Origin of the sequence: uncultured Pseudoteredinibacter sp. (assembly GCF_947500695.1) — a bacterium.
Taxonomy (GTDB): Bacteria; Pseudomonadota; Gammaproteobacteria; order Pseudomonadales; family Cellvibrionaceae; genus Pseudoteredinibacter.
Window position 1 is genome coordinate 429,885 of record NZ_CANMSS010000001.1, and the last position, 24,777, is coordinate 454,661.

The 24,777-nt window shown below is 45.5% G+C and carries 9 protein-coding genes; 6 read left to right on the forward strand and 3 right to left on the reverse strand.

The window, feature by feature from the left end; genetic code table 11:
- Positions 1-11: 11 nt before the first annotated feature.
- The 3 genes from gspD to gdhA form a co-directional block, all read right to left on the reverse strand.
- A complete protein-coding gene (gene gspD, locus Q1A08_RS01615; RefSeq protein WP_299768751.1) occupies positions 12-1,964 on the reverse strand; it encodes a type II secretion system secretin GspD in 1,953 nt (650 codons plus the stop codon).
- Between the two features lie 49 nt (positions 1,965-2,013).
- Positions 2,014-2,820 (reverse strand): type II secretion system protein N, encoded by an 807-nt coding sequence (locus tag Q1A08_RS01620; RefSeq protein WP_299768754.1) that lies wholly within the window; start codon positions 2,818-2,820, stop codon positions 2,014-2,016.
- Positions 2,821-3,124: 304 nt separating this feature from the next.
- Complete coding sequence (gene gdhA, locus Q1A08_RS01625) at positions 3,125-4,492, reverse strand: NADP-specific glutamate dehydrogenase (RefSeq protein WP_299768757.1); 1,368 nt, start codon at positions 4,490-4,492, stop codon at positions 3,125-3,127.
- 431 nt (positions 4,493-4,923) lie between these two features.
- Between gdhA and tagH the strand changes: the two genes are divergently transcribed.
- The 6 genes from tagH (at position 4,924) to Q1A08_RS01655 (ending at position 24,776) form a co-directional block, all read left to right on the forward strand.
- Complete coding sequence (gene tagH, locus Q1A08_RS01630) at positions 4,924-5,973, forward strand: type VI secretion system-associated FHA domain protein TagH (RefSeq protein WP_299768760.1); 1,050 nt, start codon at positions 4,924-4,926, stop codon at positions 5,971-5,973.
- Between the two features lie 71 nt (positions 5,974-6,044).
- Complete coding sequence (locus Q1A08_RS01635; RefSeq protein ID WP_299768763.1) at positions 6,045-8,954, forward strand: bifunctional serine/threonine-protein kinase/formylglycine-generating enzyme family protein; 2,910 nt, start codon at positions 6,045-6,047, stop codon at positions 8,952-8,954.
- A complete protein-coding gene (locus Q1A08_RS01640) occupies positions 8,951-11,308 on the forward strand; it encodes a ShlB/FhaC/HecB family hemolysin secretion/activation protein (RefSeq protein WP_299768766.1) in 2,358 nt (785 codons plus the stop codon). The genes Q1A08_RS01635 and Q1A08_RS01640 overlap by 4 nt, the downstream gene beginning before the upstream one ends.
- 17 nt (positions 11,309-11,325) lie before the next feature.
- Entirely contained in the window at positions 11,326-20,745 is a 9,420-nt protein-coding gene (locus Q1A08_RS01645) for a filamentous hemagglutinin N-terminal domain-containing protein (RefSeq protein ID WP_299768769.1), read from the forward strand.
- A 497-nt stretch (positions 20,746-21,242) separates the two neighbouring features.
- Complete coding sequence (locus Q1A08_RS01650; protein ID WP_299768771.1) at positions 21,243-23,867, forward strand: cyclic nucleotide-binding domain-containing protein; 2,625 nt, start codon at positions 21,243-21,245, stop codon at positions 23,865-23,867.
- 18 nt (positions 23,868-23,885) lie between these two features.
- Entirely contained in the window at positions 23,886-24,776 is an 891-nt protein-coding gene (locus tag Q1A08_RS01655) for a hypothetical protein (RefSeq protein WP_299768774.1), read from the forward strand.
- Position 24,777: the final 1 nt, after the last annotated feature.

Here is a 24,777-nt window from a genome sequence, read left to right on the forward strand (position 1 = left end):
CAAAAATTTGCCTATTCTTCAAATACCGGTAAGACTGGAATGATGTCGTTATCTAAAAGGGGGATTCCAGTTTCCTGTTTAAGCAGCTGTTCAGCACGAATATAACGGTATTTTTTCTGACTAATAGCGTTCAAAAGTTGCTGGTCACGGATAATGGTAGGGCGTAAAAATACCATGAGATTGCGCTTACTCTTTTCGCTATTGTCGCTGCGAAACACCCGTCCCAGCAGTGGGATATCGCCCAGTAGGGGGACCTTTGAATTGACGAGCTGAATGCGCTCATCCATTAAGCCACCAAGTACGATGGTTTCGCCATCTTCGGCGAGTACGGTGGTGTTTAAAGTACGTTTATTAGTGATCAAGTCTGAGGCTTGTAGTCCGGTTAATGAAGAAACTTCTTGTTGTATTTTGAGCTGAATCGCGTTGCCTTCATTGATTTGAGGCTTAACTTCTAATTTGATGCCGACTTCTTTGCGGTCAATGGTTTGGAAGGGGTTGCTGTTATTACTGCCGGTTGTTGAGCCGGTAATAAATGGGACTTCTTGACCGACTAGAATAGAGGCTTCTTCGTTGTCTGTGACTAATAGGCTGGGTGTGGAGAGGATGTTAGAGTCGGTATTTTCTGCGAGAGCATTAATTAGTACAGCAAAGCTCAATCCGTTATCGCGTATCCTGCCCCCAGCTAGATTAAGGCCGTTGGCCCCAGAAAGTGCATTGTTTAAGGCGCTATCATTGTCAGTGAGTAGGGCGCCAGCAAGTGCGGCAGCGTTTAAACTACCCACGGTGCTGCTTAAACCACCACCAATTTGCCCGTCTTTGCCTACTAGCCACTGTACTCCAAGCTCTTTAGCCAAGGTGTCCGAGAGCTCGACGATAATTGCTTCGATGAGTACCTGTGCGCGGCGGATATCCAGCTGTGCGATTAGCGCTTTGGCATCGCTGACGGCTTGCTGTGTACCCGTTAGTATCAAGGCATTGATATCCTCATCGACTTCAACGTTTAGTGCTTTATCAGGGTTAGCTTGTTGTTTTCCAGCGATGCCCTGTTTGGGTTGTTCAATACCTTGTAGGATTTTTTGTAGCTTCAAGGCATTGGCATACTGAAGGTAAACAACTTGATGTCGCTGCTGCTGGTCATCACCTTTGTCCAGCTCTCGTAAAATGCTTCTTAGTTTAAAGCGTTCGCGACTAGGGCCGCGTAACAAGACACTATTGCTGTTTTGATCATAAGCTATGGCAACTTTATTGGTTTTTTCGTCGCCATTGGCTTTAAGTAGGGCACTGAGCAGTTGTGCCATGCTCGCCGCGGAGCTGTTTTTTAAAGGTACAGCTTCAAGATCTTGCTGGCCTTGTTGGTCGACGTTTTGGGCGATTTTTAATAGGCGGCTAATATTGGCCGAGCGGTCTGTAATAATCAGCGTATTGCTGGGCTCATAAGCATTGATAACCCCGATACGGCCGTCGACAAGTGGGCGTAAAGTGTTCAATAAGCTTTTGGCGGCAACGTTTTCTAGATGGATGACTCTTGTGATGATGGCATCACTGGCTTCGGTATCTTCGCCGGTGGAAACCAGGCCGCCCTCAAGCTTAGCTTGTGGGGCAAGTACAACTTTTAAGATATTTTCGCCTTGTAATACGGCCATATAGCCGTGAGCTTGCAGCTGACTTAGAAAGATTTCATAAACTTCGTCAGCGCTTAATGACTTGCGACTATTAATATTGACTCTGCCTTTAACGCGCGGGTCGATAATAATAGTTCGCCCAGTAATTTTTCCAACGGAAGTTATAAATTCACGCATTTCAACATCATTCATGGTGAATTCAAATTTTTCGGCTTCATTGGCTAGAGCTAAGGGTGTAGCTAAAACAAACAATAAGCAGGCTCGAAACGCCAACTTATTCGTTGTTGCAAGTAGCGCTCTATTAACGATTTTTATTAATGAGATCTTACCGTTTTTTATCATTGTTATATCCATAAAGGTAAAGAGTCTTAATCCTAAAATTAATGCCTGTTTAAAAAACCAATGTCAGCTGGCGTTCTGTACCGTCTCGGCTGAGTTGTAATTCAATTTTTCCGCTGCTTAGTAGCCTTGGTACGGAGCTCAAACCAATGTCAGCAATGGGGGTATTATTGATGTGGGTTAGCTGATCACCTGTTTCTAATCCAGCTTGATTGAATAGTGTAGCGGATTTACTTGGTGAAAGAGATAAGCTGCTGAGCTTGCCGTTTTCATAGTTAGCTTGAGCCTGAATGTGATCGGCAAGCGAATTTGGCTGCTGCAGTACAATCGTTTTTAGTTGTGGCAGCTTGATGACAGTTGCTGTTGTTTCTTCACTTATTTCTTTTCCATTAAGCCCTAATCGCTTTTCGCCCCAGGGGCCAGTGAGGGTAATGTTATCTGCGGCGATGGCTTTAATGGTGACGTTTTTTTGCTCTGGTAAATGCTCACCCACTGACATAAGTAATTGTTCGTCGTGCCAACGTATGATGGCGAAAGACTGTTTAGCACTACTGCGAACCAAACCAACGAGTTGCACCTGGTCGAGCTCTTGCCAACTTTGTGCTTGGGTATCAAGAATCGAGCTGGCTCGTTTGGAAGCTTTTGTGGCTGTTTTTTTAGAGACCGGCTTAATGGCGATATCGATCTCTGATTGCGGGTTTGTTGCCCGTTGCTGAGGCGGAGCTAGATAACGCTGCAGGCTAAGTAATACGATAACGCAAACTGCTAGCAAAAATAGCCATTCTAAGATCGCTACGCGGTTTCTGCCGAGAGGTAAGCGGCTGTATATTGGATATAGTGCTGCGCGAAATAAAGACATGCCGCCGTTGCCGAAGTACTGATTTCTAGGTTTTTATTTTGAGTTCTGCTTGCGCGGCTTTGCTCATCGCTTTGAGCCACGCATTCATTGCTACTCTTATCGTAGAGTAAGAGATCTTAGGTTAACACAAAATTACCTAGGATTACTTATCCATAGCATGGCTAGTTTTAGCAATAGAATTTAAAGAGGGTTGGGGCGGTCAGAGCATTTTCAGGAAGGTTAAAAAACAGACAGGCGCCCCGCGGGGCGCTTTGAGTCAGGCGTGCAGAGGCACGCCCATGGCTTGTAAGTCGAAGTGAGTAGGCTAGATAACACCGTAGGCAATCATGGCGTTAGCGACCTTGTTAAAACCTGCAATATTGGCGCCTCGGACATAATCGATGTAATCGTCACCAGGCTGTTGGCCGTATTCCATGCAGTTGTCGTGAATGGTCTGCATAATATTGCGTAGTTGGCGATTTAGATTGGTTTCATCCCAAGAGATACGCGCAGAGTTCTGGCTCATTTCCAAGCCGGATACCGCAACACCACCGGCATTTGCTGCCTTGCTCGGTGCATACATGATGCGAGCTTTTTGAAATACTTCTACGCCGCCAGCAGTGGTGGGCATATTGGCGCCTTCTGATACAGCCATACAGCCATTTTTAACCAGCGCCAAAGCATCTTCCTCGTGCAGCTCATTTTGAGTAGCACAAGGGAAGGCCAAGTCGCAGGGTACCTTCCATGGGCGCTCGCCAGCATGAAAGCTCGCGCCTGGGTACTCTTCAACATACTCTGAAATTCGACCGCGCTTAACATTTTTCAGATGCAGGACGAAGTCCAGCTTATCTTCATCGATACCCTCTGGATCATGAATAAAGCCAGAAGAATCTGATAGTGTTAGTACCTTGGCGCCAAGTTCGATAAGCTTTTTGCTGGCATAGCTTGCAACATTACCCGAGCCAGATACCACGGCTGTCTTGCCAGCTAGGCTTTGATTGCGCACCTTCAGCATGTCTTCCAGCATATATACAGCGCCGAAGCCGGTAGCCTCTGTTCTGACAAGGCTGCCGCCATATTCAAGGCCTTTACCGGTAAGAATGCCGGTGAACTCGTTGGTAAGACGTTTGTGTTGGCCAAACATATAACCAATTTCTCGACCTCCAACACCGATATCGCCGGCGGGCACGTCGGTATCGGCACCGATATGTCTGAACAGCTGAGTCATAAAGGCTTGGCAAAAGCGCATTACTTCACGATCGGATTTGCCCTTAGGGTTAAAGTCAGAACCACCTTTACCGCCACCCATAGGTAAACCCGTTAGGCTGTTTTTAAAGGTTTGCTCAAAAGCTAGAAACTTTAAAGTGGAGAGGGTGACATCGTGGTGAAACCGTAAGCCGCCTTTGTAGGGGCCGATGGCATTATTGCACTGTACTCGATAGCCACGGTTAACGCGGACATTACCCTCGTCATCTTCCCAGCACACTCGAAAGCTGACAATTCTATCGGGTTCTGTCATGCGCTCTAAGACTCGGGCCTCTTTGTAGATCGGCTTGTCTTGAATATAAGGGATGATCGTTTCGGCGACTTCATGTACGGCTTGGTGAAAATCAGATTCGCCTGGGTTACGACGAACTAGGCCTTGCATAAATTCATCTATTTCACTTTGAACGGCACTAGAGTGTTGTGTCATGTGTGGCTCCTTAATGAGTAGCTTGCTTATACTCTTTATTGTTAGCTAATTAGAGCAGTGCATTGGCAATACTGTTTATATAGGTGTATCTGTTAATTAAGTCTAGCAGCCAAAGCATTACTGACATTGCCAGAGTTGGGCGCACAGTTAAAGCTAGTGGTGTGTTTAGGCGCCAGCTTTGGTAAGAGGGCGCTTAAATCTATATGGCCTGTTGCCCCTTGTTGTGGCTTGGCGTTTAAACCCTCAACTGTTTAAACATGGCTGCTATATGCTATGTTTACGGCGGCAGTGTGCCATACTTAAGGTAAGGCAAAGATAAGAAGTTACTTTAAGTTGCAAACGTAAGGACATAATTGTTAAGGTTGACAGTAGATAACTAGTAGAATCGGGTTCATTGGAAGGCAACCCTCTCATAGATAACGAGGCCAGTGATGGAGTTAACGTTAACGGTTCAAAAAGCCCCCCACGGCGCCGAACATATGCTGGGTAAGTCGTTTCGGTTCTGGGCGCTTGGTTGTCGACTAGGGCGTGCGGCCAATAACGATATTGTGCTAGTAGACCCTCAGCGCTATGTGTCTTCCAATCATGCTGTCATTACCTTTGAAGGTGGCCAATTTACCATTATCGACCAGTCGGCTAATGGGCTTTTTATCGATGGCTCTCCAACATCTCTAGGCGTCGGTCGTCGCCATGTAATCTCTCAAGGCGAAATGTTAGGGGCAGGTGAGTATCTGCTAAAGGTCAATCTAAGTGCGCAGCCAAGCCAGTCCCCACAATCAAATGTGGTGAGTATTGCTGCTGAGAATTCATCCATTCCACAAATGGCGTCTCAATCGCCGGCTTCTTCGGCTATTCCCCCTCAGGTAAGGGATTGTAATTCTACTTCAGACCCTGTCCAATTAGCATTGCAACTGGGCTTGCAAGGAATGAGCGAAGAGCAGCTAAACGGTATTTCCTCTGAGATTTGTGATGTGGTTAAACGCTGCGTTGAAGGCGTTATGGTCATATTGGGTAATCGGAGAAATATGAAAAGCCAGCTGCATATGGATATGACCCAAATACAGCCAGCAAACAATAACGCATTAAAGTTCTCTGTTTCGGCTGATGAGGCTTTGGAGACCATGTTCGCCAAGTCGGGCGAAGGCTATATGGCTCCAGCTAACAGTATTAAAGAAGCTTTCCAGGATATCGCGGACCACCAGGTAGCGATGATGGCGGCGATGATGCAAGCATCTCAGCAAATGATGATGCGTTTTCATCCCGACCAGTTGGAAAGTGAATTTGCTCAAATGAGCCAAGCCAAGGGCCTGTTTTCATCGAAGCAGAAACCTTGGGATATGTATAAAGATTATTATAAACAGATGGTTGGCGCACAGCGTAGCTCTGTAAATGATCAGTTTATTGAAGACTTTGCCGCAGCCTATGAACAGCAGTTGCAATTAATCAATATGGATCGCAAACAAGGTAATACTGTGAATTAGCGCTTTTTCCAGGCTAGCCAGCATCATTCAAGTCGCATACGGAGTGCGACTGGTCTAGCCGGGATGAAGTCGTGAGTAAAGATAAGCAACCTATAGCTGGCACAAGTTCTTCTGGTGACACAAAAGGGGACGCTAGCAGAACCGAGCAACCCAGTCAGGATAAAACTGTCATTCAGGGCGTTGAGAGCTCGGTGCCCAACAATCCACTGATATCTGAAGATCTAGATAAGACGCAAATTCAATATTCCCCCCAAGCTGACAGTAGTGACAAAACTGTTTTGCTGGGAAGTGCTGAGTTAGACGATCCCAAAGCCACTGAAAAAACCCAGTTTATTCAAGCGCCAGGAACCGGTGACGATCGTACCATTATGCTTGGCGGCTCTGTCAATGCGACCCAATTCATTCAAGATAGTAAGGCAGCACAAGGCGAAAACGTCACGGTTCCCAGTGCTATGTCTCCTGATCTTATTATCACTGGACAGCTGGACGAGCAGGGCCGAACGGTCATAAAAGATCGTTTTGTATTGGAGTCGCTACTGGGTGCTGGCGGCATGGGCGCCGTCTATAAAGCCAAGGATCTACGTAAGGTCGAAGCGAAAGATCGAGACCCATGGGTAGCAGTAAAAGTCCTCAATGAAAATTTTAAAAATCATCCTTCTGCGTTTATTTCTCTACAGCGTGAAGCGCGCAAATCGCAAACACTAGCTCACCCGAATATTGTTCAGGTATTCGATTTCGATCGAGATCACGATATGGTCTTTATGACCATGGAGCTCTTGTCGGGCGCTTCGTTAGAGGATGTTATTAAAGAAAAGCCTGAGGGCTTGCCGCTTACACAGGTCTTGAATTTAACCCGTCAAATGGGTGATGCGCTTGCCCATGCCCACCGCCATCGCATTACTCATGCCGATTTTAAACCAGGCAATGTATTTCTTTGTGATGGCGATGTGGCCAAGGTTATTGACTTTGGCATTGCCCGTGCAGTTTCGAGCGTAGAAACCGATCAAAAAGACGATAAAACTGTATTCGACCCAAACAGCCTCGGTGCATTGACCCCCGCTTATGCCAGTTTGGAAATGCTGCTAGGGGAAGAGCCGCTACCAAGTTGTGATGTGTATGCCCTCGGATGCATCGTCTACGAGCTGTTAAGCGGTAAGCATCCCTTTGAAAAGCAACCTGCAGATCAAGTCGCTATTCAGCGTTTAAAGCTTAAACGCTTGCCACAGTTGAATCGTCGCCAATGGAAAGCACTGCGCCGAAGCTTGGCCTTAAAACGAGCCAATCGTTTCGCCACCGTTGATGACTTTTTAAATGAATTTGTACCTATTGTTAACCCATGGCGCAGGCCGGTAGCGATGGGCTCGGTGGCTGTCCTGTTACTATTGGGTTTGGTTGGCTATCGAGCTTACCAATCCAATGAGAAAGAAAAACAGCTTGAGATTGAAAAGCAGGCGCTAGCGCAGCAGCAAGCCATACAGCAACAGGAAATGGATTTACAAAGGCAGGTCCAGTCTGTGTCTGACGACCTTTCAAGCCAGTATTCAAAGCTAAATGATAAGTCCGGTGAGTTACAGTCACTGCTGGACCAAAGAAGTTTAAGTTTTGATACTGGCGCGCTTTGGCAGCGTCAGACTGCGGTAATAATGAATGAATTGCTGCAGGTTTATAAAGATGAATCTTGGCGAGAAGATTTGCAAGGTCATACTCTTGCCGATCGAGCTGACTTCAAAAAGGTACTCGAAGAGCATAGTTTAAAAACTCAGCAGGCGAAGCAGACCTTGGCCAATTGGGCGAGTAATTATAACTTCACTTTAAGTGATGCCTATCTTGCTGGTGCTTCAGATGCTTCAGATGATCGGAAATTTGATGAGGCTCGTCGATTGCTTACCCGTGCACAAACCCTAAACTCCTCTTCAGCACAGCTACAAAAAGTTGAACAGCAAATTGATCGGCAATATAAGGCTCATCAGGCAGAGTTGGCCGCTCAAGCTGAAGCACGAGAAAGGGCAAGGCTAGCAGCTGAGAGGCGTCGTTTATTGGCAGCTTTTGAGGCGGATAAAAGCCAGTTGCTAAGCGAAGCTGAGCAGTGTCAGGCTGGTTTATTGCGTGAAGGCCGCGGAGGCAGTTTTAACTTAGATTTACGAGCTTTAGCCGCTGGTTTTGATAGTTTAAGAACTAAGTACCCGGTATACCAAGACGATATTGCAAGTGCTCAGCAGACCAGTGTAGCTCAGCTGATTGACTGTATTCAGGTTTATGGCTACGGCAATACTCAAGATGCAAAGATAAAGGCAGCTCTCGCCACGCAGCTATTTCCATTTGCCGCTGATCGTTTTTCTAGTATGGAAATATATCCTTGGAACAGTTGTAAATCGTCTTTTGCTGGTAGAGGGCAGCGCTATAGTTGCCGTGATCGTTTTTTAAATGAAGACGATCAGCGTGGACCGGAACTGGTGGTAATCCCGAAAGTTGAGGGGCAGAAGCCTTATGCAATTTCAAAATATGAAATTAGCATTGAAGACTTCAACAATTTTTGTGTGCAAAGTGGAAGCTGTGAAGCTAAGCAGGGTTCCGCAAATATGCCGGTGACGGGTTACTCTGTGGAGCTTTATCGAGCTTACGCCCAATGGCTAAGTGAGCGTACAGGTTTCGAATATCAAATTCCCAATTACCAACAGTGGTATCGAGCAGCCTCAGCGCGACAATCTACACTGGATACTGGTCGCAATTGTACTTTGAAATCGAGAGGTATTCAGAAAGGTGACAGCTTATTGCCGATCGATATGGGGGCGGGTAATCGTTGGGGCTTGGTGAATCATATCGGTAATGCACGAGAGGTCGTAAATCACCCGGATGGTGTCAGGGCCGCAGGGGCTGATCATAAAACTGCGATGGAACAGTGCACACTAGACAGCTTGGATATCATTTCAAGTGCTGGTGACCAGTTGTCAGGTTTTCGGGTAGTGAAGTTGTTACCATGAAGTTCATTAAGACATTATGCCGGTTTCTAGTCCTTGTTCTTCCGAGTATTGTTGTTCTGAGCAACGTAGTCCCGAGCATCGCATTGGCACAGCAGGAAAATCTTAGTCTCCAGCTTTTTGATCAGAACTTTGAATTGGAACTGTTGGAAACTGAGCTGAAACCCTCGTCCGAAACGGCAGATCAACAATTCGATACGGCTTTGCTAACACATTTTGATAAAGCATGGTGGTTACAACAATTGCCGGCCTTACAGGTCGAATTACGCAAGCGTGAAAAGCTATTCGCTGACGCAGATCGAATTCAGCCAGAGGCTTTAGATTCACTGGCCCAATACCTTCGCTTACTGATGCCTGAACTTGATATTGGTGCGCCGGTGAGTATTGATAGAGTTCGCTTGTCAGATGTTCAGCAGCAAGCCTTGTTCAATATGGTCTACGATTGGCGGGGTAAGCAAGATCTTCGAAGTGCAGAAGATTATCTGCAACAAGAAGGCATAAATCTTGCCGAAATTGTCGAGAGCACTTTGTTGCGGGTTTTTGATGCCAATTTTAGTTGCTTATTTCAGTTGGCCAACACTGAAAATCGCATAAAAGTCTCTTTGAAGCCTCACTGGTCCGACTGTATTGATGAAAGCAATCCGCAGTTATTGTGGGTGAACGAATTACGCTTAAGCGAGGCCGGCACTTCGCAGGACCTTCCTATTGATCGAGAAGAGGTGCTCAGTTTCTTGAATCAGCAGAAGGAAAAGCAAACCAGACTAAGCCATGATGCTGGCCATGGCTTCAGTCTGTTTGATCTCAATATTCTAGCCTCTAAATTGAATCAAGCCTTTCTCGACTCTTCAGCGGGTCAACGTTATGACAATTATCACGATGCATTAATTACTGCAGAGCTCGAAATTTTACGCCAGCAGCACGCTATGAGCTTTTCGAATTTGCAGAAAATATCAGAGACCTTACAAGATTATATTCGGGCGCAAGGCTTTATCTTAGCCAAGGCCTATATTCCCCAGCAGGACTTTAGGGCCGCCGACGGTATATTGGAATTAGCAGTCGCAAGTGGGTACCTAGGTGATGTTTACTTTCGCAATCTCGATGAAACGAAGTATCGCCGAGAGACTCTATTATCCGCCTTTAACGCCTATTTAGATAAACCTGTTAACAGCGATATTTCAACAGCGTATTTTCGCTTGAATGATATTCCGGGTTTGAGCGTACAAGCAGGCTTCTTTGAGCCAGGTGAGGTGAACGGACAAACCCGCTTAAACCTTGGTTTGGAAGAGGAGAAGTGGCAGCTACAGCTTCGTAGCGACAATTATGGCTCTGAGGCAACTGGCGAATATCGAGTGTTGGCCGGTTTGGATTGGTATAACACCCTTGGCTATGGCGACTCTTTAAATATCGGTGTTTTACAGGCTTCTTCGCCCAGCAATACCAGCTATGGCTTTGCAAGGTACAAGTTCCCCTTTTTAGGGCTAAAAGCAAATATTGCTCTGTCCCATGAGCAGACTCAATACGAAGCTCTGGGGGGTGTTGGCGCCAATAAGGCTCTGTCTCAGGGTGACTTGGCAACCAGCAGTTTAGGTATGGAATATCGCTGGCTACGCTCAAAAGACTTTAACTTTAGCCTAAGCGCTTCGGCAGTGAAAAAGTCATCTGACACCACGGTAACTTTACAGCTTGGCGATAAGTCCGTGGTTGATGGCTTGGAAACGGAAGTTGACGGCTATCAACTTGATTTAAAGGTGGACTACTTGTTGAGTTCACTTAGAGCGCTGACTGATTGGCGCTTTAGTTATTTTTCTGGTCAGCAAGAAGATGTTAAAGATACGGTATTAAGTCGAAGCTATGAAAAGTTCACTTTAAATGGTGACACTTTGTTTCTTTTGCCAGTAGAGATTTCTGGTCAATCTTTACGATTGAATGCAAAAATTCAGGCCGTTTATTCAGATGATTTGTTGCCAACTTTTGAGCGTCAGGCTATTGGTGGCCCCTATGGAGTTAAGACATTCGCTACTGCCGACTTTACCGCTGACAAGACGGTGTATGGCAATCTACAGTTATTGGCTAATGTTAGCTCTTGGCTGGGTGAAGCTCTCTCTGATGATCATGATATTTCTGTAGCCTTTTTTATTGAGGCGGCTGAAGGCCGACTCAATGCATTGCAAGGACAGTCTGACAGTAGGGCCAGCTTCCAGGCGGCGGGATTGTCTTTGTATTATCAGTGGCAAGAAAATTTAAATCTAGAATTGAATTATTCATTTGCCGGCAGCAAAGATGTCAGTGTGGATTTTGCTGAGCTCGTTCCAGAGCCTGAAGATACAGTTTATTTTAGCTTGAGCTATCGGATTTAGTTTGCAAGGTATTGATTATGACAAATTTCAATTTCAGTAGAGCTAAAGCAAGCAGTAAAAATTGCAGAAAGCCCCTAGCCGTGGCTGTAGGATTAGCTCAATTAACTGTGATAGCAGGTTTTGGAATAGAGGCACACGCGGCGCCGGAAGGTGGGCGGGTGGTTCAGGGTATTGGTAATATTGAGCAAAACGCCAATATTACCAACGTTAACCAGGTTAGCGACTTATTAACCGTAGAATGGAGTAGTTTTGATCTCGATAGCCAGGAAGTCGTAAATTTTCTTCAGCCCAATAATCAAGCTTGGGTACTCAATCATATTTTACAAAATGGCCCTAGCCAAATTAATGGCCAGATCAATGCCAACGGTAACGTCTTGCTTATCAACCCACGGGGAATGATATTTGGTGAAAATGCGCTGATTAATGCTGGCAGCTTCACTGCCAGTAGCCTATGGCTAGATAAAGAAGATTTTCTAAACGGTAATTTTTATTTCAAAGATGTCGATGCCAGCCAGGGGCGTATTATCAATCATGGCTTAATTTCCGCGGCGACTGGTGGCTTTGTAAATCTTCTTGGGGAATCTATCTCTAACGAAGGTATATTGAGCGCTAATATGGGTTATGTTTCGCTGGCGGCGGGCAGTGAGCTCTACCTGACTTTCGATGATCAAAATTTTCTTGGCGTTAAAGTTACTCAAGAGGTAGTCAATAACGATGCGGGCCTTAAGGCAGCTATTGATAATAAGGGAAAGATAGAAGGTGAGTCTGCTAGGGTCATCATGCAGGCTGAATCAGCGAAGGATTTATTTGATCTAGCCGTCAACCATGAGGGCATTATTGAGGCGACGGGTTTTGATGGCGGCGAGGTAAGTATTGCTGCCAATGGCGCCATTAAAATGAATGGCAATATAGATAGCTCTGGGGACAATAACTCAGGCAGTGTTGATATTGCCGGTAAGTCTGTTGAGCTCTTAGGAGATATTGTTTCTCGTGGAGACGTCGGCGGCAGAGTATGGGTACAGGCAGAGGATATCCAGCTAGCCGCTTCGGCGACTGTCGATGTAAGCGGTCAGTTTGGTGGTGGGCAGGCCTTAATCGGTGGTGGCTATCTCGGTCGCTTAAAGGGCTTCCAAAACGCTCAAAGTCTATATGTTGCTGACGGTGCAAAAATTTATGCAGATGCAGTGCACGCTGGAAATGGCGGAGAAGTTATTCTTTGGTCTGACAACAGTACTGATTTCCAGGGTTTAATATCGGCCCAGGGCGGTACTCAAGCTGGTGATGGCGGCTTAGTAGAAACCTCATCGCTTAATCAGCTAAGCGTTAGCGGAAAGGTTAGTACGCATGCTCGCACTGGTCAAACAGGCACATGGCTATTAGACCCTGGTGAGTTGGAAATCGTTGCAGGTATGGCAGCTGGCCCTAATCAAATCTCAGTATCAACGATTGATCTAGTCAATAATAATGTTGTGATTACTACATCAGATTATGACGCGGGCATGGCTGGTTCTGGAAATCTGACCTTATCTGCTGATATTAGCTCAGTCAGTGGTAATAGTCTTACCTTGCAGGCCGAGACAGATATTATTCTTAATAACAACATCAATATTACCGGTGACGTTAACTTAGATGCCCAAAATCAGGTTTTTATAAACAGTAATATTACCGCAGCCAATATCAATTTAGATATGTTGAGCTATAACGTCGATCCTACAGCGCTGCTCAGCACCGCGGGTTCTCTATCGTTTAACTATAAGGCGGGTAACTATGCTCTTGATTTAAACAATCTGGGCTTGGATTTTAATAATATCAGCGCTTCGGCTATTAATTTTAATCTAGGGGCTGGCGGAAGTAACTCGCTGAACGCGTCGACAACAGGAAGTGATTTTTTCATTACCGGCGCCAATGCGCTAAATGTTGATGTGTTGGCTCAAGCCATCAATTTTACCGGCGTAAATAGTGTAGCGGGTAACAATAATAACGATTCAGTTGATGCCGCCAATTCGGGAGTGCAGTTAGGTTTAAGTAGTTACACAGTTAATGATATCGAAATTAGCGATATTAACAGTGTCAGCAATACCGATAGCATAACAGGTACAAGTAGTGCTGAATCCTTTACGGCCACTGCTGAAAATCAAATCACGGTATCTGTTGGTGGCAGTAATGTGGTATTTGATGGTGTTACTAGCTTATATGGTGGTAGCGGCACTGGGGATAGTCTTGATGTTTCTAATCAGGGGGCAGTATTAAGCGCTTCTGGTTTTGATAGCCGCAGTATTTCAGTAAGCGATGTTGAGCTCGTCAATAATACGACGACATTAACAGGAACTAGCAATGATGATTCATTGACTGTCACCGCGTCAAAGCAACTTCTCGCTGGAAGTATAACTTTTAATAATGTTGACAGTTACGACGCCGCTGCTGGTGCCAGCGATACGCTTGACCTCGGCGGTTTCGGTGCTGTACTAGATGGTCAAAACTATACGGTTAACGGTATATCCGTTACGCAAAACGAAATCAGCGATAACGTAGCGCTGCTAACAGGTGGTGGAACGACTGATACCTTTGTTGTTCAAGGTAGTAGCGCTAGCGTAACAGCCAATGGCAGCACTAGAACCTATAATGGCGTCACAACGGTAGTGACACAAGCTGATGATATTGTGAATCTAAATGACCAGGGCGCACTTATTAGCGCGACTGGTTTTAGTAGCCAGGGTATTAGCTTTGATCATGCGAGTGCTTTAAATACAGGGGCTTTAACTGGCGGGGTAGCAAGCGATACCTTTGTCGTTCAGGGGGCCGAGAGCGTAACGGTTGACGCTGGTGCGAGAACTTTTAATGGTGTCTCCGCTGTTGTCACGCAAGCCGACGATGTTGTGAACCTAAATGATCAAGATGCACTTATCACGGCAAGTGGCTTTAGCAGTCAGGGCATCAACTTTGATCATGCAGCTGCCCTAAATACGGGTGTGTTAACAGGTACCGCCGCAGATGAGTCATTTAGTGCAAGCGCGGAGAATGAAGTAAGTGTTGTTATTGACGGTAGTAATAGAGTCTTTGGAGGCGTTGATAGCTTAGACGGCGCGGGTGGTACAGCTGACAGTTTAGACTTGTCTGCTCATGGGGCAACACTTACAGCGACAGGCTTCAACAGTCGCGGTATCGGTGTAAGTAATATTGAGAGTGCCACTAACACCGTTAACTTAACGGGGTCTGCCGCTGATGACAGTGTTGCTATAACTGGGACTAAAGAAGTTAGTGGTCCTTCGATAAGTTTTAGTGGTGTCGATAATTATAATGCTGCTGGCGGAAGCGCAGATGTTGTAGATGCAAATAATGCCGGTGTGCAGCTCGATGGTAGTAACTACATTATTAATGGTGTACTGCTGAGTAACAATGAAACTGCAAATAATGTTGCGCAATTGACCGGTGGTAGCAGCCAAGACAACTTTCGGGTCGAAGGCTTGAACAGCATTAGTGTCGCGTCTGGCTCAAGGCTTTTTAATGATGTTGATTCACTAATAAGTCAGGCTGACGATGTGCTTGATTTAAATGGTCAGGACGCAACTTTATCGTCGACAGGTTTTAGCAGTCTGGATATCGACTTTAGTCATGGTAGTGCGAGTAATACAGGAGAATTAACTGGCACTTCTGGTAATGATCAATTTGATGCATCGGCTACTAATCAAGTAACGGTCAATATAAATGGTTCGGACACAGTATTCAGTGGGGTCAATGAGGTTATAGGTGGCGGCGGTGATGATCAGGCCGATTTAAACAATAGTAATGCTGATTTAGTTGCTACGGGTTTTGACAGTCGTTCAATCACCTTTAGTGGCATTGGCGAAGTGATTGAGACGGATGAACTAACAGCAACCGCAGCTCCAGAACATTTTGTGATCGATGGGGCAGGCGGAATCACAGTAAATGGTATTCGCTTTAATGGCGTCACTGTTTTAGATGGTGGTGAAGCCGGCGATGATAGCGATCAAGATCGCATAAGTGGAGCTGTCTCCAGTTTTCTTTTAGCCGGTGATGAGTCCGTCCAAGTCAATCATTTACAAGCAAGTAGCTTTACTGCCAATAATATCGAGCTGCTGAGTGGCAGCAACGCAACACTGCATGGTGCAAGTGGAGACGTAGATACCTTCTTGGTAAGCGGTTTAAATACTGTAGCTGCGCGGGACATGGTGTTTGAGGGAGTGGCGAGTGTCTTCAGTAACACCGAAGATACAGTCGATTTGAATAATTTGAATGCTACTTTAAATGCTACGGGATTTGTTAGTCAAAATATCGCATTTGATCATAGCTCTGCCATAAATACAGGAACCTTGATAGGCACCACGAACTCAGAAACCTTTACAGCGAGCGTAGCTAATCAAATCAGCGTACAAGTAAACGGCAGCAACCGAAGCTTTGACGGTGTTAATGTACTTGCTGGTGGAAGTGCTACAGGCGACAGCCTGGATGTGCAGAGTCAGGGTGTCAATTTAACTGCGGCAGGTTTTACCAGTCGTGGTATATCAGTCAGCGATGTTGCGCTTGTGAATAATAGCAACACTGTCAGTGGTACGAGCGCCGACGATGCAGTCACTATTTCAGCCAATAAGCAATTAAGCTATAACGGTATAAGCTTCAATCAGGTTGATAGCTATGATGCAGGTGCTGGCTCTGGTGATAATCTCGATGCGTCAGCAGCTGGGGTCAGCGTAGCTGGCACAGACTATACCGTTAATGGTGTGGTCGTGAGTAATAATGAGATCACCAATAACGTTGCAGTTTTAACGGGAAATGCTGCCGCTGCGGATAATTTTATTGTGCAAGGTAGTGGCTCGCTAACGGCAAACTCTTCAGAGCGAACTTATAACGGTGTAACTGAAGTCGTATCCCAGGCTGATGATACTGTTGATCTTAATGATCAAAATGCCACCTTAACGGCTACAGGTTTTAGCAGCCAAAATATTGCCTTCGACCATGCTGCAGCAGCCAATACTGGCACGCTCACCGGTACTAACAATTCAGAAACCTTTACCGCGAGCGCCAATAATCAAATTAGTGTGCAAGTAAATGGCAGTAACATTAGCTTTAATGGAGTCGATACGCTAGCTGGTGGAAGTGCTACAGGCGACAGCCTGGATGTGCAGAGCCAGGGTGTCAATTTGACTGCGACAGGTTTTACCAGTCGTGGTATATCAGTCAGCGATGTTGCGCTTGTGAATAATAGCAGCACTGTCAGTGGTACGAGCGCTGATGATGCAGTCACGATTTCGGCCAATAAGCAATTAAGCTATATCGGTATAAGCTTCAATCAGGTTGATAGCTATGATGCAGGTGCTGGCTCTGGTGATAATCTCGATGCGTCAGCAGCCGGGGTCAGCGTAGCTGGCACAGACTATACCGTTAATGGTGTGGTGGTGAGTAATAATGAGATCACCAATAACGTTGCTGTTTTAACAGGAAATGCTGCCGCTGCGGATAATTTTATTGTGCAAGGTAGTGGCTCGCTAACGGCAAACTCTTCAGAGCGAACTTATAATGGTGTAACTGAAGTCGTATCCCAGGCTGATGATACTGTTGATCTTAATGATCAAAATGCCACCTTAACGGCTACAGGTTTTAGCAGCCAAAATATTGCCTTCGACCATGCTGCAGCAGCCAATACAGGTACGCTCACCGGTACTAACAATTCAGAAGCCTTTACCGCGAGCGCCAATAATCAAATTAGTGTGCAAGTAAATGGCAGTAACATTAGCTTTAATGGAGTCGATACGCTAGCTGGTGGAAGTGCTACAGGCGACAGCCTGGATGTGCAGAGTCAGGGTGTCAATTTAACTGCGACAGGTTTTACCAGTCGTGGTATATCAGTCAGCGATGTTGCGCTTGTGAATAATAGCAACACTGTCAGTGGTACGAGCGCTGATGATGCAGTCACGATTTCGGCCAATAAGCAATTAAGCTATAACGGTATAAGCTTCAATCAGGTTGATAGCTATGATGCGGGTGCTGGCTCTGGTGATAATCTCGATGCGTCAGCAGCCGGGGTCAGCGTAGCTGGCACAGACTATACCGTTAATGGTGTGGTGGTGAGTAATAATGAGATCACCAATAACGTTGCTGTTTTAACAGGAAATGCTGCCGCTGCGGATAATTTTATTGTGCAAGGTAGTGGCTCGCTAACGGCAAACTCTTCAGAGCGAACTTATAACGGTGTAACTGAAGTCGTATCCCAGGCTGATGATACTGTTGATCTTAATGATCAAAATGCAACGGTCACCGCTGGCGGTTTCAATAGTCAAGGCATCGATTTTTCTCACGAGCTTGTTTCAAATACCGGTACGCTAGCTGGGACGCCTGGTGACGATTCCTTTAATAGTAATTCTGCTAATGAGATTGAAATCGACATAAATGGTGCCGTCGTTACCTTTAGTGGTGTTGATCAGCTTGATGGGGCTGTTGGTAATGATGAGTTAGATATTAATAATAGCGGTGCTGAACTAACGGCAAGCGGGGTACTTGCCCAATCGATAAATGTAACCAATGTGGCAAACTATCGAAATGTTGGTGCAATGCTAGGATCTTCAGGCGATGACAGCTTTGATTTTATTGCTGCGGGCGCCGCAGATACCAGCTGGAATTCTAATACGGCGCTTTTTTGGGGCGTCACAGGAATAGACGCGGCTGCGGGTACTGACTCCGTAATTGGTACCGATATGGTGGACCAATTTGCTCTAGTTGCCAGTGCCGGAAGCCCAAGTGGTTTCGCGGATAATCAAGTGACTTACCAGGCTCCGACTACGTCCGGAATTTTAATTGAAAACATTGAGGCCGTAGATGGCGGTGGCCAAGATGATATTTTGGCGGTTTTCAACACTGGTTTAGAAATTAACAGTGGCGCCAATATAGTTCAAGGAATAGATTTTCAGAACTTTGAAGTATTTGCTGAAACTGGAGCGCTTACATTACTTGGTAACAATGCCAGTACTTCTTTTCTTATTGAAGCGGATGGGCAGGTTCGAGACCTGAGTACTGGTGTCTTGTTTATTGGCGTGGATGCCTTGATCGGTGACGTTGGACTGCAAAATCAAGTCGATTTGGATGGCGCTGGTGCCACTTTACAGGCCGGTGGGTTTAACTCTCGCAACATTGATATTAGTAGAATTACTCAAGTTTCAAACACTGGGCAAATATTTGGAGCTAATGAAAGCTATCAAGTGCAAGGCAATCAATCGGTTCTTGTTAATAGTATTAACTTCGCGGGCGTTAGTGAAGTAAGCGGCGGTAGCTCGGTCGTGTTGAACAATGCAGCGGCGATTTTGAATGGCGCTCGTTTAGTCAGTAGCGGCATCAGCTTTGTCAATATTAATAGTTTCTCTCAACTCAGTGACTTGAGTGGCGTGCAGTCTTTTACGGTTCTCAATGACAATGAAATTCAAACGGCGGGCTTTCGCTTTAGCGGCCTTTCCAGCCTTGAGGCTACAAGCGGAGATATAGGCTCTAGAGGAGCGCAGCTGACATCGGCTGGTGAGATTCTAGCAGCAGGCATCTCTATTCGAGGGCTAAATTCCGTTAGTAATACAGGTCAGTTGGTCGGCACTGCGCAAGCTGAGCGTTACGAACTTCTCCCAAGTAATCAGCTTACCATTGCCGGAATTCAGTTCAGTGCTGTGACGGGCTTAGATGGTGCTGGTGGCTTGGATACGATTGACCTGAATGGTCTGGGTGCTGATTTACAGAGTGACGGTTTTACCGTAGGTGATTTTCGTATTAGTAATATTGAAGAAATTGCCAATACTGGTACGGTGCGTGGCAGTACACAGGATGAGAGTTTTCAAATTGAGTCCAATGGTTCGATCTCAGTATCGGGCTTTAACTTTTCAGATGTGAACTTAGTTGATGCTGGGGGAGGGCGTGATAGCCTTGATGTCGCTGGTCGCGGATTGAATATGTTGTCCCTAGATAGCTTCAGTGTAGAAGGTATTACTTTTAGCGGCGTTGAATTCTTTTCCAACACGGGTGCACTGGTGTTGAGCGATGCAGATGATATTTTAAGTCGTGACGAGGAAGATAAATTCTCTTTGCTCAACTATGAATTTGCTGCTGTTAGCTCAGTAGATGCTGGAGCTGGTAGTAATAGTCTGCAGTTAGCTGGCTTAGGGCTAAAAATAGAAGGCGGTTCCGTTGCTTCGGCCTCGGTAGATTTAGCCAATATACAGAGTTTTACTCAGGTGGGTGAACTCGAGCTATCTGGTTTCGATGCCAATATTGAGCTTTTAGCTGAGCAATCTTTCCGAGTTAATGATTTTCAGCTTCAGGGTGTACAAATACTGCAAGCGGGGGCGGGTAGTGATCGTCTGGATGCAGCTGGCTTTGACAGCCTATTACTAGAAAACAATAACCTTTTGATAGCGGATACGGAAATTCGCTCAGTTGAGTTAATCGATAACACTAACCAATTGACCGGTAACAATTCAGATAATAGTTTCAGCCTGATCGATATAGGTATTGTTGAAAGTGGTTCTTATCGATTTGCCGGTGTCGAGCGCATTGATGGAGGCGGTGGACAAGACAGTTTGAGTTTTGCCGCTCTAGAGACTGTTGCAATTGATTTTGAAACATCATCAATCGGTTCGATTGACTATGATGGCGTGGAAGCTTTGCAACGCTTTGAGTCTATAGAGCAAATCAACTTACCTAATGTGCAATCTTTGCTCTTAAGCGGCGATGCCCAGTTACAGGTAGGGGATCTTAACTTAGATGGTGATCTCAATCTGGCTGGGCAAGTACAGCTAGATGTGGTTGGTGATGCCGGATTTACTGGTGGCCTCGCTATATCAGATGATAGCCAACTGAATGTGTCAGGTTCTCTACAGACTCTAGGTACTTTCAATAGTTCGGGAGCGGCAAGCGCAAATATTGGCTCCAATGTAATCCTTGGTAATGGCTTGCAAGCCACTGATTCCAGTGTAATTACTGTAGCGGGAGATCTTTCCAGTCAGGGTGATGTCGATATTATTGATGATGCTCGCCTGGTTTTAAATGGAGGTTTGTCTACGGATACAAATCTAAATTTGGATGGTTCCGGACAGTTGCAAGTTGAAGGCTCTGTAGATGTAGGAGGCGATTTAAACGCCTTGGGCCAGAGTAATATTAATTCCAATAGTGATATTAATATTGTGGGGCAGGTTACGACTTCGCAGACGGCAACTATTAATGCAGACTCTATCAATGTGAATGTACCTGAGGAAAAAGTCGTTACTGTACAACCAGAGATCAATATCAGTTTGGCTGTGTTCTCTGAAATTAAGGTATTTATTAATAGTAATTCCTCTGTGCGCAATAGCGCTGAAACATCGGCTTTGTACAGTGATGATGACTTGGTTGATGCTCTAATAGAGAGCGCCCAGGAAGAGGAAATGGATGGTGCTGGTGAGGAATAGGTCATGAAGCGAAAATTAACTGCTTTAAGCGCCAAGCCAAGGCCTGTGAATCACTAAAAGCTGGTATCACGCTGCTTTGCAGTACGTAATAGAATAGCACTTATAAATATAAGTGAATATTGTTGTTAAAAGCACTTTGTTGCCTGCTTGCAATATGATTAACTACTAAAGTGGAATAAAATAGAAGAAAAACAAGCCATGAAAAGCAACAATAAAGCGCAGCGAAACAACTACGACTACGTACTAGAAAGCGCAACAAATAAATAAAAGAATACTAAGTAAAAAAATTTACCGTGATCACTGAAGTACGGTACTACAGTGAAAGAGCACCAAGAACAGCAGAGTTATAAAAGAGTATAAGTACAGATTGGTATTATTGGTCAAAATGTAAATTTGACTGGTACACAGCTGCGCCTGTTTACTCGATTGACTTATGGTGTATTTGGCCGAATGAGAATAATAGCCATTACGTATTAGGCTGATAAGGAAAGGCTTCCATGTCTGATATTTACGAGATAGCCGTCATAGGGTCTGGGCCCGCGGGCCTAAGTGCTGCGGCACGCGCTGCCGAATATGATCAGCAAGCCCGTAAAAATGACCCCAATCATAAACCTACTCATATATTGCTTGAAGGCTTTAAGCATGCCGCAAAAACGATTTATCGTTATCAGAAAGGCAAGCATGTTATGGATGAGCCAGGTTTTCTAGACCTGCGTAGTCCTGTCGAATTTAGTTCAGGTAAACGAGAAGAAATCTTAAGTACCTGGGATGAAGGCATTCAAGAAAAAGAAATTAATATTCGCTATCAATCTGAAGTTAGCAGCATTACCGGTTCTGCTGGTGATTTCACGGTAGGCTTTACGAGTGGCGAAAACATCAAAGCCAAGAATATTATTTTGGCCATCGGCATGCAGGGTAACCCAAGAAAATTGGGGGTTTCAGGCGATGACTCAGACTTTGTTCAATATCAGTTAGATGATCCGGATGAGTATAAAGATGAAACGATCGTTGTGGTCGGGGCCGGTGATGCAGCGATTGAAAATGCCTTGGGCCTAGCTAAACAGAATAAAGTTTTTATTATTAATCGCCGCGAAGAATTCAGCCGAGCTAAAGAGGGTAACTTGAACTCTGTTTTGGCTGCGATTAACGATAAAAATCTTGATTTTGACTGCTATTACCGTTCTTCTGTTGCAGGCCTAGTGCTACCAGAAGCGGTTGGTGAGGCTGGTGTACTTACCTTGGATACACCCGAAGGCGAGGTGGATATTAACTGCCATCGCATCATCGCTCGTTTGGGTGCGATTCCTCCTAGAAAATTCATTGAATCATGCGGAATTGAGTTTCCCAGTGATAAGCCTGATGCGATTCCAGAACTGACGGCGCAGTATGAATCGAATGTGAAAGGCATTTATGTCATTGGTGCCTTGGGTGGTTATCCGCTCATTAAGCAGGCGATGAATCAAGGTTATGATGTTGTCGAGTATATTCGTGGTAATGAAGTTAAACCTGCAGATCACCCAATTCTCGATTTACAGCTAAAAATGCTGCCTTATGTCAGTGATGTCGAAGAAATTCTAAGTCTTTACCAACAGCGTATTCCTATGTTTCGCCGAATGAATACTTTGGCATTTAGGGAGCTCGTCATTGAAAGTGATATTTTGGTATCACAAGCAGATGAGGGCATTCTTTCGCAATTAAAACTACAAGCCGATCAGGTCAAGGACGCCCGCTTTTCAGAATTGAAGGACAAAAAGCAGCAGCGAATAGCCAAGTTAGAGCAGAAGGGCAAAAAAGTCAGTAAGGCCGAAAAGGAAGCGGATCCTACTGCCCCCAAAATTACCAAGCTTATTAAGGCGGGCGACTACATTTACCGTCACGGTGATTACAGTAATACCTTTCTAACCGTAGTGGAAGGTGAGGTGGTTTTAGAATCTGCTGACGGCCAAAATCAACAAACTATCAAACCGGGCCAATTTTTCGGCGAGATGAGCTTGCTTTCTGGGCGGCCAAGGGTGGGTAATGCGATCGCTGGTGAAGATACTATTCTGATCGAAACTCCACGACGCACCATGGTTAAGTTGATGAATTCCAATGAAGAAATTCTTGGTGGTATTGACTGGGTGTTTGTGGTGCGCTTCTTACAGCAATATTTCGCCCCGAAAGCCGATGTTGGTGAGCTTCGCGATATTGCACAGAATACCAAAACCAAAACCTTTAATGCGGGCGAACATCTTTATAAAGAAGGTGATGACGGCGACTGCCTCTACTTGATCCGCAGCGGTACCATCAGTCTAGAGCGTGCTCGCAATGATCAGGCCGTGGTGGTCGGTCAAGCGCAGTCTGGCCAAATGATTGGCCAGATGGCATTAATGGGGGATAAAACTCGTCGTGAGTCAGCAAGGGCAACGGTGCGTGTTGAAGCCCTAATGATTAAGCAAAAAGAGTTCCTTGCTTTATTAAAACAAGACCCTGAGCGCGTTAATGATATCCAAGCGGCGACCAGTGAAAAGTTAAAGGTTTCTAATCAAATGGAATCCCTGCCTGAAGGCGGGTCCCTGATTTCTTTCTTAATGGGCGAGGGCCTAGGTGAATCTACCAGTGCTTTAATCATTGATGAAAAGCTCTGCGTGGGTTGTGATAACTGCGAAAAAGCTTGCGCGGAAACACACGGTGGTATCAGCCGTTTAGATCGTAAATCCGGTCAGCGCTACGGTCACATCAATGTCGCAATATCCTGTCGCCACTGTGAAATGCCGCATTGTATGAAAGATTGTCCTGCAAATGCTATTCACCGTGCGGTGACGGGTGAAGTGTTTATCGATAGTAGTTGTATAGGTTGCGGTAACTGCGAAACCAACTGCCCATATGATGTGATTAAACTGGCTTATGATGCACCGAAAAAGCCAGGTCTATTTCAATGGATGATGTTTGGTAGGGGAAACGGTCCAGGTCAAGATCCGGCATATCAGCCAAGCGACGAAGCGCTCGATAAAGGCAAAAAAGCAGTTAAATGCGATGCATGTGTCGGGCAGAAAGGTGGACCTGCTTGTGTAAGATCCTGCCCTGTGGGCGCGGTAGAGCGCTTGAATCCAGAACAATTTGTTGAGCTGATTGCCCCTTAAACGGCTAAAAAGAAAATTATGTATAACAATATATTAGAGTTTAAAGGCGGGCGCTACTTCTGGGTTTCCCTGGTGTTGTTACTCGTCTCCTTCGCCGTCTATTTCAGTCAAGAGGCTTGGCGTCCACCGAATGGTGGTACTTGGCAAGGTTATGTGCTGGGCACGATAGGGGCTTTGCTAATCGTTTGGCTCGCTTATTTGGGAGTACGTAAAAGACGTTATGCGTCCACTCTAGGAACGGTACAAGGTTGGACTTCTGCTCATGTGTATTTGGGCTCTAGCCTGCTGATTATAGGAACTCTGCACTGTGCTTTCCAGTTTGGCCTCAATGTGCATACGCTCGCCTATGTGCTGATGTGTGTTGTTATCTTTAGTGGATTTTACGGGCTTTATGCTTATATGCGTTACCCAGACAAGCTGTCCCGTAATCGCAGTAATCAGAGTTTAGACCAACGTTTTTCCGAGCTCGATGAGTTGGATCAGCAGGGTAAGGATATTGCCTCACGTTGTAATACCGACATTCAGACATTAATCAACAGTGCGATTGCGCGCACCAGTTTAGGTGGTGGTTTATGGAGCCAATTGAAGGGTCAGGATAATTCAAAAGTAGAGCTTAGCGCTTCGGAAGACAACCAAAGCCGCACCAAGGTTGTTGATAATAGAAACCAGCAGGCGGCCATTGACTATATTGCCATGCGCATTCCAAATGTGAGCAAGAAGCAAGAGGCTCAGGATCTGCAGGATATTCTTTATATATTTGGTCGTCGCCGAGAATTATTAAACCGTATTCGTCGAGAAATTAGCCTGCAAGCACGATTAAAAGTTTGGCTGCTGTTTCATATTCCAACCACTATTGTTTTGATTGTGGCTTTAATCATCCACATTGTGACTGTCTTTTTATACTGGTAAG

What these genes read in the sequence shown, in the direction of transcription:
- Q1A08_RS01645 (WP_299768769.1), top strand. Translation starts at nt 11,326, where the DNA reads ATGACAAATTTCAATTTCAGTAGAGCTAAAGCAAGCAGTAAAAATTGC.
- tagH (WP_299768760.1), top strand. Translation starts at nt 4,924, where the DNA reads ATGGAGTTAACGTTAACGGTTCAAAAAGCCCCCCACGGCGCCGAACAT.
- Q1A08_RS01640 (WP_299768766.1), top strand. Translation starts at nt 8,951, where the DNA reads ATGAAGTTCATTAAGACATTATGCCGGTTTCTAGTCCTTGTTCTTCCG.
- gspD (WP_299768751.1), bottom strand. Translation starts at nt 1,964, where the DNA reads ATGATAAAAAACGGTAAGATCTCATTAATAAAAATCGTTAATAGAGCG.
- gdhA (WP_299768757.1), bottom strand. Translation starts at nt 4,492, where the DNA reads ATGACACAACACTCTAGTGCCGTTCAAAGTGAAATAGATGAATTTATG.
- Q1A08_RS01650 (WP_299768771.1), top strand. Translation starts at nt 21,243, where the DNA reads ATGTCTGATATTTACGAGATAGCCGTCATAGGGTCTGGGCCCGCGGGC.
- Q1A08_RS01620 (WP_299768754.1), bottom strand. Translation starts at nt 2,820, where the DNA reads ATGTCTTTATTTCGCGCAGCACTATATCCAATATACAGCCGCTTACCT.
- Q1A08_RS01655 (WP_299768774.1), top strand. Translation starts at nt 23,886, where the DNA reads ATGTATAACAATATATTAGAGTTTAAAGGCGGGCGCTACTTCTGGGTT.